This is a genomic window from Pantoea nemavictus (assembly GCF_037479095.1).
GTDB lineage: Bacteria > Pseudomonadota > Gammaproteobacteria > Enterobacterales > Enterobacteriaceae > Pantoea > Pantoea nemavictus.
The window spans coordinates 3,471,081-3,485,509 of sequence record NZ_JBBGZW010000001.1; the positions used below are offsets into that span (position 1 = coordinate 3,471,081).

General features: G+C 58.9%; 15 protein-coding genes. 13 read left to right on the top strand and 2 right to left on the bottom strand.

Features of this window, described 5'->3' with window-relative positions:
- Positions 1–152: 152 nt before the first annotated feature.
- From osmF to WH298_RS15940, 4 genes are read left to right on the top strand one after another with little or no spacing between them, the layout of a single operon-like run.
- Positions 153–1,061, top strand: a complete 909-nt coding sequence (gene osmF, locus WH298_RS15925) for a glycine betaine ABC transporter substrate-binding protein OsmF (protein WP_007887831.1) — start codon at positions 153–155, stop codon at positions 1,059–1,061.
- 3 nt (positions 1,062–1,064) lie between these two features.
- A complete protein-coding gene (locus WH298_RS15930; protein WP_180823297.1) occupies positions 1,065–2,231 on the top strand; it encodes an ABC transporter permease subunit in 1,167 nt (388 codons plus the stop codon).
- Complete coding sequence (locus WH298_RS15935; protein WP_180823298.1) at positions 2,224–3,159, top strand: ABC transporter ATP-binding protein; 936 nt, start codon at positions 2,224–2,226, stop codon at positions 3,157–3,159. The genes WH298_RS15930 and WH298_RS15935 overlap by 8 nt, the downstream gene beginning before the upstream one ends.
- Entirely contained in the window at positions 3,159–3,890 is a 732-nt protein-coding gene (locus tag WH298_RS15940) for an ABC transporter permease (RefSeq protein WP_180823299.1), read from the top strand. Before WH298_RS15935 ends, WH298_RS15940 begins: the two co-directional genes overlap by 1 nt.
- A gap of 170 nt (positions 3,891–4,060) precedes the next feature.
- Here WH298_RS15940 and WH298_RS15945 read toward each other — a convergent pair whose 3' ends face one another.
- Complete coding sequence (locus WH298_RS15945) at positions 4,061–4,795, bottom strand: MerR family transcriptional regulator (RefSeq protein ID WP_007887821.1); 735 nt, start codon at positions 4,793–4,795, stop codon at positions 4,061–4,063.
- 151 nt (positions 4,796–4,946) lie between these two features.
- Between WH298_RS15945 and WH298_RS15950 the strand changes: the two genes are divergently transcribed.
- Positions 4,947–5,510 carry a helix-turn-helix domain-containing protein gene (locus tag WH298_RS15950; RefSeq protein WP_007887818.1) on the top strand — a complete coding sequence of 188 codons (564 nt, stop codon included), beginning with the start codon at positions 4,947–4,949 and terminating at the stop codon, positions 5,508–5,510.
- On the top strand, positions 5,507–6,025 hold the full coding sequence (locus WH298_RS15955) for a GNAT family N-acetyltransferase (protein WP_180823300.1): 519 nt from the start codon (positions 5,507–5,509) through the stop codon (positions 6,023–6,025). The genes WH298_RS15950 and WH298_RS15955 overlap by 4 nt, the downstream gene beginning before the upstream one ends.
- 162 nt (positions 6,026–6,187) lie before the next feature.
- Here WH298_RS15955 and WH298_RS15960 read toward each other — a convergent pair whose 3' ends face one another.
- A complete protein-coding gene (locus WH298_RS15960; RefSeq protein WP_180823301.1) occupies positions 6,188–7,159 on the bottom strand; it encodes a LysR family transcriptional regulator in 972 nt (323 codons plus the stop codon).
- A gap of 157 nt (positions 7,160–7,316) precedes the next feature.
- On the opposite strand from WH298_RS15960, the gene argH reads away from it, so the two are divergent.
- The 7 genes from argH to WH298_RS15995 are packed head-to-tail and all read left to right on the top strand — an operon-like array spanning position 7,317 to position 14,329.
- On the top strand, positions 7,317–8,744 hold the full coding sequence (argH, locus tag WH298_RS15965; RefSeq protein WP_007887811.1) for an argininosuccinate lyase: 1,428 nt from the start codon (positions 7,317–7,319) through the stop codon (positions 8,742–8,744).
- A gap of 10 nt (positions 8,745–8,754) precedes the next feature.
- The gene (locus WH298_RS15970) at positions 8,755–9,630 is read left to right on the top strand and encodes an amino acid ABC transporter permease (RefSeq protein WP_007887802.1); all 876 of its coding nucleotides are present in this window, start codon (positions 8,755–8,757) and stop codon (positions 9,628–9,630) included.
- Between the two features lie 13 nt (positions 9,631–9,643).
- The gene (locus WH298_RS15975; protein ID WP_007887797.1) at positions 9,644–10,408 is read left to right on the top strand and encodes an amino acid ABC transporter ATP-binding protein; all 765 of its coding nucleotides are present in this window, start codon (positions 9,644–9,646) and stop codon (positions 10,406–10,408) included.
- A gap of 16 nt (positions 10,409–10,424) precedes the next feature.
- Positions 10,425–11,246 carry an ABC transporter substrate-binding protein gene (locus WH298_RS15980; RefSeq protein ID WP_180823302.1) on the top strand — a complete coding sequence of 274 codons (822 nt, stop codon included), beginning with the start codon at positions 10,425–10,427 and terminating at the stop codon, positions 11,244–11,246.
- 12 nt (positions 11,247–11,258) lie between these two features.
- The gene (locus WH298_RS15985) at positions 11,259–12,104 is read left to right on the top strand and encodes a polysaccharide deacetylase family protein (protein WP_007887795.1); all 846 of its coding nucleotides are present in this window, start codon (positions 11,259–11,261) and stop codon (positions 12,102–12,104) included.
- A complete protein-coding gene (locus WH298_RS15990; RefSeq protein ID WP_180823303.1) occupies positions 12,097–12,984 on the top strand; it encodes a polysaccharide deacetylase family protein in 888 nt (295 codons plus the stop codon). Before WH298_RS15985 ends, WH298_RS15990 begins: the two co-directional genes overlap by 8 nt.
- Positions 12,968–14,329 (top strand): MmgE/PrpD family protein, encoded by a 1,362-nt coding sequence (locus WH298_RS15995; protein WP_180823304.1) that lies wholly within the window; start codon positions 12,968–12,970, stop codon positions 14,327–14,329. The genes WH298_RS15990 and WH298_RS15995 overlap by 17 nt, the downstream gene beginning before the upstream one ends.
- Positions 14,330–14,429: the final 100 nt, after the last annotated feature.

The following is a 14,429-nucleotide window of genomic DNA, read 5'->3' on the forward strand; positions in this document are numbered from 1 at the left end:
AATTCAATTTGGTTATATGAACTGCGTTTTGGTTATAACCAACCCGCTATCGATAGCAAAAAAAGCACGAAGTAAGCTGCTTGACCGCGCCCATCGCTATTCGCCAGGCTACGCTTGATAGTCACACAATGAAAACAAATGAGGGAGGCGAGATGATAAAGCAGGGTTTATTGGGGATGATGGCGCTCGCCATGAGCGTGGGTGCGGCGCATGCGGCGGATCCGGTGAAGGTTGGCTCTAAGATTGATACCGAAGGCTCGTTGCTCGGCAATATCATCCTGCAGGTGCTGGATAAACACGGGGTGAAAACGGTTAACAAAATCCAGCTCGGCACTACGCAGGTGGTGCGCGGCGCGATTACCGCGGGCGAGCTGGATATCTATCCGGAATACACCGGCAACGGCGCTTTCTTCTTCAACGATGAGAAAGATGCGGCGTGGAAAAATGCTCAGCAGGGCTACGAGAAGGTGAAAAAGCTCGATGCTGACAAAAACCAGCTGGTATGGCTGACGCCAGCGCCAGCCAACAACACGTGGACCATCGCGGTGCGCGGTGACGTGGCGCAGAAGAATAACCTCAATTCACTGGACGATCTCAGTGCATACCTGAAAAAAGGCGGCACTTTCAAACTGGCGGCATCGGCAGAATTTATCGAACGCAGCGATGCGTTACCGGCGTTTGAAAAAGCTTACAACTTCAAGCTGGAGCAGTCGCAGCTGCTGTCGCTGGCGGGCGGTGACACCGCGGTGACCATCAAGGCGGCGGCGCAGCAAACCTCCGGTGTGAACGCCGCGATGGCGTACGGCACCGACGGTCCGGTGGCGGCGCTCGGCCTGCAAACCCTGAGCGATCCGAAAGGCGTGCAGCCGATTTACGCGCCTGCACCGGTGATCCGCGCCAGCGTGCTCAAGCAGTATCCTGAGATCGGTAACTGGCTGCAGCCGGTATTCAGCAAGCTGGATGAGAAAACCCTGCAACAGCTGAACGCGCAGATTGCGGTCGATGGTCAAGATGCCAGTCAGGTCGCGAAACAGTGGTTACAGCAGAATAAGTTGCTGTAAACAGTGTCGTCGTTGTTATTCAGACCCCGCCAGCAGCCGGTGCTGCTGGTGCTAACCACGCTTATCTCGCTGGCGCTGTTTGCCTTGCCGCTACTGAGCTTCGCCGCTAATCGTCTGGTTTCCGGGCAGCCGCTGTTGTTTTGGCAGGTAGCGAATAGCGGGTTGCTGCTGATACCGCTGCTGTGGCTGTGGCAAGGATTATGGTGGCCTGCGCGGCGTATCAGCGCGGTCAGCTTGCTGCTGGCGGCCGACGTCATGCTGGCGTTGCTTATCTGGCTCGCCGGGCAACAGGCGACGGCGTTGGCGAACAGCGGTAGTCCGCTGGCGCGCACCGCGTTTGGCAGCGGCTTATGGTGCGCTGCGGCGCTGTCGCTGCTGCTAGCGGCCGAAGCGGTACGGCAAATTACGGCCAGCACGCCGTGGCGCATTGTGCTCAACCTGCAAATCTGGCTGTTGCCGCTGCTGCTGCTACTCAGCGGTCACCTCGATCGTCTCTCGTTATTGAAAGAGTATGCCAACCGCACGGCAGTGTTCGACGCGGCCTTCAGCCAACATCTGTGGCTGCTCGGCGGTACGCTGTTGCCGACGCTGCTTCTCGGCTTGCCGCTCGGCCTGGCGATTGCGCGTCGTCAACGCTGGCAGAACGCCGCGTTTAGCGTGCTGAACCTGATTCAAACCGTGCCGTCGGTGGCGCTGTTTGGCTTACTGATTGCGCCGCTGGCCGGTTTGGTCGCGCATTTCCCGGTGCTGGCGCGCTGGGGCATTAGCGGCATCGGCATTGCACCCGCGCTGATTGCCCTGGTGCTCTATGCGCTGCTGCCGCTGGTGCGCAGCGTGGTGGCCGGTTTGCAGCAGGTGCCGCAGGAGGTACGCGAAACCGCGCGCGGCATGGGCATGAGCGCATGGCAGCAGTTCTGGCTGGCCGAGCTGCCGCTGGCGCTGCCGGTGTGGCTTTCTGGCTTGCGCGTGGTGGTGGTGCAAACCGTTGGTCTGGCGGTGGTCGCCGCGTTGATTGGCGCGGGTGGATTTGGTGCCATTGTTTTTCAGGGATTGCTGAGCAGCGCGCTCGATCTGGTGCTGCTGGGCGTGATTCCGGTGGTGGCGCTGGCGGTGATTTTTGATGCACTGCTGCGTTTACTGTCGGCACTGCTGGAGAGACGTCATGATTGAATTTCATCAGGTGAGCAAAGTGTTTGCCGGGAAAGAGGCGATACGCAACCTGTCGCTAAAGATTGAGAAGGGCAGTTTTACCGTGCTGATTGGTACCTCGGGTTCCGGCAAATCCACCACGCTGAAGATGATCAACCGGCTGGTCGAGCACGACAGCGGTGAAATTCGTTTTGCCGGTGAACCGATTGAGCGCATGGATGCCCGCGCGCTGCGCCGCCGCATCGGTTACGCCATTCAGTCGATTGGCCTGTTCCCGCACTGGAACGTGGCAAAGAACATCGGCACCGTGCCGTCGCTGCTGGGCTGGCCGCAGGCGAGGATCAATCAGCGCGTCGACGAGCTGCTGGCGCTGCTTAATCTTGATAGCCACCTGGCATCGCGCATGCCGCATCAGCTTTCGGGCGGACAGCAACAGCGTGTCGGCGTGGCGCGCGCGCTGGCGGCCGATCCGGAACTGCTGCTGATGGATGAACCGTTTGGCGCGCTCGATCCGGTCAATCGCCTGGCGCTGCAGCACGAGATGCTGCGCATCCAGAAAATGACCGGGCGCACCGTGGTGCTGGTCACGCATGACATCGACGAAGCGCTCACGCTGGCCGATCAATTGGTGCTGATGGATGGAGGTGAAATTGTGCAGCAGGGCAGGCCGATTGATTTGCTTACGCAGCCGGTGAATGACTTTGCGCGCGAATTCTTTGGTCGCAGCGAGCTTGGCGTGCGTTTGCTGGCACTGGGTCGCGCCGGCAGTGCGGCACGGCGCGGCGAATGGCTCGATGCGGAACCGATCGCCGAATCACTCACGCTGCGTGAAGCGCTGTCGCAGTTTATTGCGCGTCGTACCGATAAACTCCCGGTGGTTGATCAGCAGCAACAGCCGCTGGGCGTGCTGCACTTTAGCGATCTGCTGCGCCAGCAGGAGGCGAGCTGATGCGGCTGTTACGCGATCCGCTCTACTGGCTGCTGGCGGCCTTTTTGCTGCTGCTGTGGGGATTGCCGCACAGCGGCCCGCTGTTTGCGCACTGGTTTCCGCAGCTCGAGCGGCCGCTCTATCAGCAGGAGAGTTTCTGGCGCCTGGCGCTGGCGCATCTGGCGCTGGTGGTAAGCGGTAGCCTGCTGGCAGTGGTGGTCGGCGTGGGCTGTGCGGTGTTTGCCACGCGGCAGGCCGGGCGCGCGTTTCGTCCATTACTGGAAACGGTAGCTGCGGCAGGGCAGACGTTCCCGCCGGTGGCGGTGCTGGCGATAGCGGTGCCGGTAATGGGATTTGGCGCGACGCCCGCCATCATAGCGCTGTTTCTCTACGCGCTGCTGCCGATTCTGCAGGGTACGCTGGCGGGTTTAGATAGCGTGCCGGCCAGCAATCGTGAAATAGCCGTTGGCCTCGGCATGGGGCCGTGGCGGCGTTTATGGCAGATTGAGCTGGCGCTGGCCGCGCCGGTGATCATGGCCGGGGTACGAACATCGGTGATGATCAGTATTGGTACCGCCACCATTGCGTCTACCGTGGGCGCAGAAAGCCTCGGATCGCCGGTGATCATCGGATTGAGCGGTTTTAACACCGCTTATGTCATTCAGGGGGCACTGCTAGTGGCGCTGCTGGCGTTGATTTGCGATCGTCTGTTAGAGCGGGTGCAACGCAAACTTAGTTGGTATGCACAATAAGGCTGTAGCCGACCAGCATCATGCCGCCCATGCCGCCAAGCGCCATGATGGCGAACAGGGAACCGATAAGGAGTTTATTCCAGTTCATAAGGAGACCTGAGAAAAGAAATTTAGGGCGGCATCATAACGCGCACACTCCGCCAGGCAAAGGCCGTGTGTGCGATTTTTGCTTATGCAGGATCGTGCAGATGAATCGCAAAACCTTGGGCCTGCCAGTGTTCAAACTGCTCTTGCTGACGGCGCGTCGGTTTTTTACCGGTCCAGATAAACAGGTTTTGCCCGGGGAACAGTTCAGGACGCGGCATGTCCAGCGGCTCCGCCAGCACATCCATGCGCCAGCCCTGCTGCGCTAAGCGCCAGGCTTCCAGCCAGATGCGGGTGCGATCTTCCACCGCCCAACCAATCATCAGCGCATCTTTACCGGCTTTCTTACGCGCGCCTGCCAGGCAAAACGCCACATAATCAATCAATGCGCCATCCAGCAGACTGCACATGGTGCGGGCGGTGTTCTGATCTAAGCCCAGACGCTGGCGAACCGGCACAAACACATGATCGATTAGCGCATCCACCGGATGTTCCCGGCCAATAGTGGCAATTTTGGTGCGTAATTTAGCCGGGCGCACGTGGCGCAGCACGCTCATCAACTCTTCCTGCAGTGCCGACCAGCCGTCGTGCACATTGACGGTGGCGCCTTCCAGCAACGCTTTCACTTTGCCAACGGGCACGCCGCTCTCTATCCAGCGTTTTATCTCTTCGATACGCTGAACATCTTCATCATCAAATTGCCGATGACCACCTTCGGTGCGCTGCGGCTTTAACAGACCGTAACGTCGCTGCCATGCGCGAAGCGTTACTGGGTTGATTCCACAGCGTTCGGCTACGTCCCCGATACTGTATAAGGCCATAAAGTCCTCAAAAATTCTGACCTGCATAACAACACCTTAACCCCCACGACTGGGTTGTACAACGATTTTTTAGTTGTACAACTTGACCTTGTTGAGGATTCGTAGTGTTATCTCATATATGAGATTTAATTCCCATAATTGAGAGGTGAAGATGTCTGCTTCGGAAACTGACGATCGCTTAGCGTCAAGACTGGCCGAACTGCGCGTGCAGCGCGGTTGGTCATTAGATGAATTGGCGATGGCGACCGGCATCAGTCGGGCTTCATTGTCGCGAATTGAGCGCGCTGAAACCAGCCCGACAGCCGCTTTGCTTAATCGGCTGTGTGTCGCTTACGGTTTGACCATGTCACGCCTGCTCAGCGAGGTGGAAGAGGAGGCGGCGCTGTTGCTGAAAGCGGAGCAGCAGCCGGTGTGGCATGATGCCGCCAGCGGTTTTCAGCGCCGCAACGTGTCGCCGCCCGCCAGCCATTTTAAAGCGGAGCTGGTGGAGGGCGTGCTGCGTCCTGGCGCGCGCATCGATTACGATGCACCGCCGGTGCAGGGGCTGGAGCAGCATATCTGGCTGCAATCGGGCGAGCTGACAATCTTGATGGATGACCAGCGCTGGACGCTGCAGGCGGGCGATTGCTTGCGCTTCCATCTCACCGGCAAATCCGCCTTCGAGGCTCACGCCGAAGGCGGCGCGCGCTACATTTTGGTGGTATGCAAACCATGATTGAGATCGAACCTCTCAGCGCCACCCAGGCGCAGCCGCTGCTGGCAGAGTTAAGTGATGTGCTGCAGGGCTGCGTGGCCGACGGTGCCAGCGTGGGCTTTATTGATGCGAGAGATCGCGCGGCGATTGAGCATTTCTGGCAGGACAAAATTTACAGCCTGGCGAGCGGCGACAACCAACTGCTGGTGGCGTATCAGCAGGGCGTGATTGTGGCGACGGTGATGGTGGGGTTCAGCGCGATGCCGAATGGTCGCCACCGTGCTGAGATCAGCAAGCTGCTGGTGCATCCGCGCGCGCGACGTCAGGGCATTGCCCGCCGCCTAATGCAACAAGCCGAACAGCTGGCGCAGCAGCAGGGCAAAAGTTTGCTGGTGCTGGACACACGCAGCGGTGACGTGGCGACGGCGTTGTATTTGTCGATGGATTGGCAGATTGCCGGGGCGATTCCGCAGTATGCGGAGTCGACTGAAGGTGTGCTGGATGCGACTACGGTGATGTATAAGGTGTTGCGCTGAGATCGTGCTCGCTGTCCCCCTCCTCGGTCCTCCCCCACGAGTGGGGGAGGAAGATGCTGCTATATGTTAGTTCTGAAGTTGCATGTGGCAGCGTCTCCTTCCCCCACTCGTGGGGGAAGGCCGGGATGGGGGACAGCGAGCACCAACCCAAAATGCACCAACTCAGTGCGCCGCTTCCGCCTCGGCTATCCCCAGCGTCTGCATAAACAGCTTAATAATCGGATTTATTTTGCGCCCCTTTTTCATCAGCAGACAAAACGGGTTCTCGCGACGAATTGAATCATCACCCAATTCGCATAGCTGACCGCGCGCAATAAACGCGGCGGCATAATGCTCTGGTAAATAACCAATAAAATGGCCGGTTAAAATCAACATAGCCACCGATTCCACTTGTACCGCTTGTACACCACTCTCCTGCAAGGGGATGATGCGACGATCGTCGCGTGGCGTTACATATAAATGATTAATGATTTTCTGCTCACGTAATGTTTCCAGCGATATACTCTTATCGCGCGAGCCTGAATATAAAGGGTGTGACATAGAACAATATAATTTTGAATATTCCTTATAAAGCGGAAAGTAATCAAAATCACTTTTCATTTCATAAACCGGTGCCACCCCACAATGAAAACGGCCTTCGCTAATGCCGCGCTCAATATCGTCTAATTGGGCGGTTTGTAATCGAATTTGCACTTTTGGCGCTTTCTGGTGCAGCTGTTGCACCGCGGCGGTGACCGGCGATTGCGGGTCAGAAATGGTGTTGTCTACCACGCAAATGGCAATATCACCCAGCAGTTCGTTGCGGCTGTTGTGCAGCCGCTCACGAAACAGATTCAGCGACACAAACAGCTCCAGCGTGGCCTGATAAACGTTAATGCCATATTGCGTCAGCTCAAAACCTTCACGCCCGCGGCTGCATAACGTCATGCCGAGACGAATTTCCAGATCGGAAACCTGTTTACTGATTGCTGCCAGACCAATATTCAATTCGTGACTGGCGGCGGTTAATCCGCCAGCTTCTACCACGCATTTAAATACCCGCAGTAATTTTAAATCGATATTACTCAGTGCCAGAACCGCATTATCGCTGCGATTATTTGCATTGTTTCCGGACTGGGAAACTTTACTTTCCATTTTTGCTATTCAACTCCGGAATAATTGCGGTGATTGTACAGTGAACCTGAAATGCGCAGTATTTACTAGTTTGTTCATAAAATAAGTTTTTATTATCGCTAGTGGCGCATTCATCTCTTTTTCGTATCGCTGATGATTATCTGTAAGGGGAAATAGCATGTCTGATAATGCCGAACTGTTATGGGGCGCGCGTTTTAAAGCGGCACCGGCGGCGAGTTTAACCGCGCTGTCTCGTAGCCCGGATTATTACTTTGCATTAGCACCTTACGATCTGGCGGGCTGCCGGGCGCATGCCCGTGAACTGGCGCGCGGCGATCTGCTAAGCGCAGAAGAACTCAGCACCATGCTGGCGGCGATTGATGCGCTGGACGCCGATTATCGTGCCGGTCAACTGCATCCCATTGCTGCCGATGAAGATGTGCACACCTTTATCGAGCGTGCGCTGACCGAACGTTTAGGCCCGCTGGGCGGCAAGCTGCGCGCTGGGCGTTCGCGTAACGATCAAACCGTTAACGACCTGCGTCTTTACCTACGTGACAACGGCCGCAAAGTCGCCCGCGCGCTGCTGGAATTACAGCAGGCGCTGGTGGAGCAGGCGGCGCAGCACACCGAAAGCGTCGCGCCCGGTTTCACCCATTTACAGCAGGCGCAGCCGATTGTGTTCGGGCATCAGCTGCTGGCACATGCGCAATCCTTCGCTCGCGATATTGAACGCATGCAGGATTGGGATCGCCGCAGCGCGCGCTGTCCGCTCGGTGCCGCCGCCATGGCCGGATCCGCGATTGCGCGCCAGCCGGAGCAAGCCGCTACCGATCTCGCTTATCTCGCGCCGTGCGAGAACTCCATCGACGCCGTTGCCAGCCGCGATTACGCCGCCGAATTCCTGTTTGTCACCAGCATGATTGGTATCAACCTGTCGCGTTTATGCGAAGAGGTGTGCATGTGGGCCTCGCGCCAGTTCCGCTGGGTGGAGCTGCACGACAGCTACGCCACCGGCAGCTCAATCATGCCGCAGAAGAAAAATCCGGATATCGCCGAGCTGACGCGCGGTCGCTCTGGCCGCCTGGTCGGCAACCTGATGGCGCTGCTCACCACCATGAAAGCAATGCCGCTCTCCTACAACCGCGATCTCAGCGACGACAAACGCAACGTGATTGATGCGGTCGATACGCTACTGCTGGTGCTGCCGGCAATGGCGGGGATGATGGCGACGCTGAAATTCAATACCGAGGTGATGCGCGAGCAGGCACCAGACGGTTTCACGCTGGCCACCGAAGTGGCCGACTGGCTGGCGATGCGCGGCGTGCCGTTCCGTGAGGCGCATGAGATCACCGGCCAGCTGGTGCAATTGTGCGAGCGTGAAAACTGCGGCCTGTCAGATCTCAGTGATGCACAGCTGCAGGCGGTGGATGCGCGCTTAACGCCAGAAGTGCGCAGTGCCCTGACGCTGGAAGCCGCACTGGCGGCGCGCAGCGGTTACGGCGGCACCGCGCCGGCACGGGTGCGAGAGCAATTGGCGCGTCTGCAAACCCTGATGCAGGACCAGCAGCGCTGGACCGAAGATTACGCTGGCCCACGCGCCTGAGGAGGCTTTTATGTCGTCAACGCCGATTGAGCCGAGTTTAAACAACAGCCGCGAGCAGACGCATTACGATCTCGATCGTTATCAGGTGGTGCCGCGCCGCTATTACGGCCGCATTACCGCATCCGCAGTGATTCTTATCCTGCTGGCGCTGCTGGTGAATGCCTTTGCCCACGGCAACATTGAGTGGTCCTTCGTTGGCCAGTTCTTCACCGCGCAGGCGATTCTTAACGGCGTGGTGAACACGCTAATCATGTCGGTGCTGGCGATGGGGCTTGGCATCCTGTTCGGCGTGATCACCGCCATCATGTACATGTCGCCAAACCCGGTGCTGCACTACATCGCCGTGGGTTACGCGTGGATCTTCCGCGGCACGCCGCTGATTTTGCAGCTGCTGCTGTGGTTTAACCTCGCGCTGGTGTTCCCGACCATCAGCATTCCCGGCCTGTTCAGCGTGCAAACCGTCAGCTTTATGACGCCGTTCCTTGCCGCGCTGCTCGGTTTGAGCATCAATCAGGGCGCCTATACCTCGGAAGTGGTGCGTGCAGGTTTGCTGTCGGTGGATACCGGACAGTACGAAGCAGCGAAAGCCATCGGCATGCCACGGCTGCAGGCGCTGCATCGCATCATTCTGCCGCAGGCGATGCGCGTGATTCTGCCGCCGGTCGGCAATGAGTTTATCAGCATGATCAAAACCACCAGCCTCGCCAGCATGATTCAGTACTCCGAACTGCTCTACAACACGCAAACCATCTACTTCGCCAACGCGCGCGTGATGGAGCTGCTGTTCGTGGCGGGCATCTGGTACCTGATTGTGGTCACGCTGCTGTCCTTTGGGCAGAGCCGACTGGAACGTTACTTCTCACGCGGCCATCGTCAGCGTCAGTAAGCAGGAGCCAAACATGAGAAACATCGTGCGCGCCGTCAAGGTGAACAAATATTTCGACCAGTTCCACGCCCTAAAGGATGTCAGCCTGGAAGTGAACTACGGCGAGGTGATGTGCATCCTCGGGCCGTCCGGTTCCGGCAAAAGCACCTTTTTACGCTGCATTAATCAGCTGGAGAAGGTCGATAAAGGCGGGATTTGGGTCGACAACGAACTGGCGGGCTATCGCATCGCCGGCAATAAATTGCATGCCTTAAGCGACAAGCAGATTGCGCGTCAGCGTCTGCAAACCGGCATGGTTTTCCAGCGCTTCAATCTGTTCCCGCATAAAACCGCGCTGGAGAACATCATTGAAGGGCCGTGTCGCGTCATGCTGCGTCCGAAGCGAGAAGCCTGTGAAGAGGCGATGGCGCTGCTGGATCGCGTTGGCATGGCGCATAAAGCGCACGACTATCCGCAGTCGCTCTCCGGCGGCCAGCAGCAGCGCGTGGCGATTGCCCGCGCGCTGGCGATGAAACCCAAACTGATGCTGTTTGACGAACCCACTTCGGCGCTGGATCCGGAAATGGTGGGCGAAGTGCTGGCGGTGATGCGCCAGCTGGCAAAAGAGGGCACCACCATGCTGGTGGTCACCCACGAAATGGGCTTTGCCCGCGAGGTGGCCAATCAGGTGGTGTTTATGGACGAGGGACGCATTATCGAGCAGGGCGCACCGGAAGACATTCTGCTGAACCCGCAAAATCCACGGATGAAAAACTTTATTAACGCGATTCTTCTTTAACGTGACCGGGGTGAATATGAAAAAGCTGTTATTGAGTGCCATCAGTGCCGCCGTGCTGCTGCAATCGTCTGCCTGGGCAGATATCGCCGTGCCTGCCGCCATCAAAGAGAAAGGGCTGACGGTCGCGATCATGCCGAACTATCCGCCGATGGATTTTAAAGATCCGGCGACTAACCAGCTGACCGGCGTGGATTACGATCTCGGCCAGGCGATTGGTGAAAAGCTGGGCGTGAAGATCAACTGGCAGGAGATCGCCTTCGAGCAGATGGTGAACGCGGTAGTGACCAAGCGTGTTGATCTGGTGATGTCCGGCATGACTGACACCAAAGAGCGTCAGCAGGTGGTGAATTTTATCGACTACTTCAAAACCGGCCCGCAGTTTTACACCCAATCCGCGCGCAGCGATATCAACAGCGCCATGGACCTGTGCGGTAAGAAAGTCGGCACCAGCCGTCGCACCACCTTCCCGCTGGAGATTGCCAAATGGTCCAAAGCGCACTGTGAAGCGGCTGGCAAGCCCGCCATCATCGTGGTCGGCGCCGAAGGCACCGCCGATGCGCGCACCCAGCTGCGTCAGAACCGTCTGGATGGCGTGGTGCAGGGCAGCGAAACCCTGCCGTACATCATGGATCTGGAAAAGGGTAAATATAAGCCACTCGATAAAGCCTTCTCCTTCCAGTACACCGGCATGGCGATTGGTAAAGATGCGACGGAGCTGACCGCCGCAGTGCAGGCCGCTATCGACGCGATGATTGCTGACGGTTCATACCAGAAAATCCTCGGCAAATGGGGCCTGGCCGACAACGGCGTAACGAAAGCAACGGTCAACCAGGGCTAAAGGAGCGCGCAGATGCAACAACCGGGCGCAGTGCGCTGGCCGCAGGGTAAACGCGGCTGCATGGCGCTGGCGTTTGACCTCGACGGTCCTACCGGCGATGCCATGCTGAATGGCAGCCTGTGGTCAACGCCAGAGTATTTTACCTTTGGGGCTTACGGGCCGTACCGCGCGCTCGGGCGTCTGCTCGACCTGCTGCGCGCCTTCCAGATTCCCGCCACCTTTTTCGTTCCGGCGTGGGTGGTGGAGCAGTGGCCGCAGCAGTGTCAGGCGATTATTGAACAGGGCCACGAAGTGGCTTATCACGGCTATCGCCACGAATCGTTCTGGTCGATTTCACCGGATGAACAGCGCGCGGTGATGGCGAAATCCGCTGAGATCTTTAAGCACTATCTTGGCATCACCGCCTGCGGTTTTCGTACGCCGTCGGGCGACTGGCATGCCGAAACGCCGCAGATTCTGCGCGACGCGGGCGTGATTTACTCCAGCAGCATGCGCGGTGACGATCGCCCCTACAGCATTCCAGTGGCGGGCCATACGCCACTGGTAGAGATTCCCGGCAAGTGGGAGATGGACGATTACGCCTCGCTGGCCTACACGCGCCAGCCCGATTTCCCGAAAGGCGGTGACCGTATCGCCAGCTATGCGCACACGCGTGATAACTGGCAGCGCGAGTTCGATGGCGCGATGGATGAAGGCTTGTGCCTCACCACGCTGTTCCACCCGAAAATCTCCGGGCAGCCGGGACGGCTTTTGCTGCTCGAACAGCTGTTTGAACATATGACGGCGCGCGATGACGTGTGGTTTGCGCGCTGCGACGCGGTGGCGCAGTGGTATTTGCAGGAGCAACAGCATGACTGAACCTTCACGCTGGCCGCTGGGCTTCCAGTCGGCGGCGATCCTCACTATCGATTTCAACGATATTCACGGCATTCTCACCCAGGCTCCCGCGGTGGCGGGGCGCGATAAAACGCTGTCGGTGTGGCGCTACGGCACGCTGCGCGGCGTCGATCGCGTGCTGGCGCTGCTGGCGGAAAAGCAGCTCAAAGCAACCTGGTGCATGCCTGCGATTGTCGCCGAAGAGCAGCCGGAATTAGTGCAGCGCATGGTGGCGGATGGCCATGAAATCGCCTGTAGCGGCGATGTGCATGAAGATTTTTCGGCTTTGACGCTGGAGCAGCAGATCGCCAGCGTGACGCGCGGCTGCGACAAACTGGCGCAGGTCGCCGGTCGCAATATCGTCGGCTTCCGCACACCCGCCGGACAGTGGAAACCGGGGCTGGCGCAGGCGCTGGTTGAGTGCGGCATTCGCTGGTCATCAAGCTGGCGCGGCGACGATTTGCCGTACTTCCATCCCGGCACGCGCTTAGTTGAACTGCCGATGCACTACACGCTAGAAGATGAGCCGTACTTTGCTTTTAATCTCAGCCCGGCGATCCCGCCAGGCCAATCGCGCATCGCGCCCTATGGCGAAACGCTGGCGAACATGACGCAGGATTTCCACGGTTTCCACCGCTTTGGTCTGTGCTATTTGCTGCGGCTGCATCCGGAAATTATCGGCACCGCCGGACGCATTGGTCTGCTGCGTTCACTAGTCGACACGCTGCAACAGCACAATGTGTGGATCGCCACCGCTGAGCAGGTGGCGGCGCACTGGCAGACGCAGCCGGAGAATGATTTCTCGCATCCGGCGGAGGTGTTTAGCCGCATCATCGGAGGTGCGCATGGCGAGTACGCTTGATCAACTGGCGGCTTTTATCGCCGAGAGCCACTTCGCACAACTGCCGCAGCCGCTGGTGGAGCAGGCGAAACGTCATCTGCTGGATACGCTCGGCGCCTCGCTGGCGGGCTGCGATAGCCCGATCTGGCGCCAGTGTCTGGCGCTGGTTAATGCAGAGGGCGGGCACGCACAGGCGCAGGTATGGGGCAGCGCGCAGCAGGTTAATGCGCGTCAGGCGGCATGGCTGAACGGCGTGGCGGCGCACATGTATGAACTGGATGATACTGGCGGCTGCGATCACTCCGGTGCGGTGGTGATCCCGGCGCTGCTGGCTGCACTGCCGCTGGCAACGCAGCCGGTGGACGGTCAGGCGCTGATCGTCGCGATGGTGATTGGCTATGACATCGGTCGTCGGGTATTAGAAGCCTGTGGTGGTTACTCCGCCCACAACGGCGCGGGCTGGCACTCCACCGCCAGCTGCGGCGTGTTTGGTGCGGCGGCAGCGGTGTGCTCGTTGCTGCAACTGGATCGCGCGCAGTGCGCGTCGGCGCTGGGGATTGCCGCCAGCTTCAGCGGCGGTTTATGGAGCTTTATCCACGACGGTTCGCACACCAAAAAACTGCATGCCGCACGCGCCGCAGAAGGCGGCGTGCAGGCCGCGCTGCTGGCACAGCGCGGTATCAACGGGCCTGCTGCAGTATTCGAAGAGCGTTGGGGCGGTTTCCTGCAAACTTTAGCGCCACAGACGCAGCAGCCGCAGGCGCTGACGGCAGATCTGGGCGAGGTGTGGAAGCTGGCGCGCTGCTCAATCAAGCCGTACGCATCCTGCCGTGGCACCCACGCGGCGATTGATGCGCTGAGTAGGTTACTGCAGCAGCATGATGTGCGGGTAGAGCAGATTGCGCGCATTGTGGTGGGCGTTAATCCGTTCCTGCTGGAGATGTGTGGTGGACGCGAGCTGCGCAGTCTGGCGGCGGCGCAGATGAGTTTGCCCTATGCGCTGGCGGCGCGCGCGCTGTATGGCTCAGCCGAGCTGGCGAGTTATGACGACGCTAAACGTCTGCATCCAGCGGTGGAAGCGCTGCTGGCGCGCATTGTGCTGGTGATCGATGAGCAGCAGAGCCGCGACGATGAACCGTGGGTGCGGCTGGAAAGCGTGCAGGGCGCGCAGTGGCAGCAGCACGTGCCGGTGCCGTCGGGCGCGCCGACTAATCCGTTAAGTCTTGAGGCGCTGCTGGCGAAGTACCGCAGTCTGGCATTGCGCGTGCTGCCGCTGGAGCAGGTCGAACGGCTAGAAGCGATCTGTCTGGAGTTAGAGGAAGTGGCCGACGTGCGCGAAGTGGTGGGGCTATTGGCGGTTAGGTGATTTTATTGTGCTCGTTGTCCCCCATCCCGGCCTTCCCCCATAAATGAGGGAAGGAGACGCTGCCACATGCAGCTTCAGAACGAACATATGGCAGCATCTT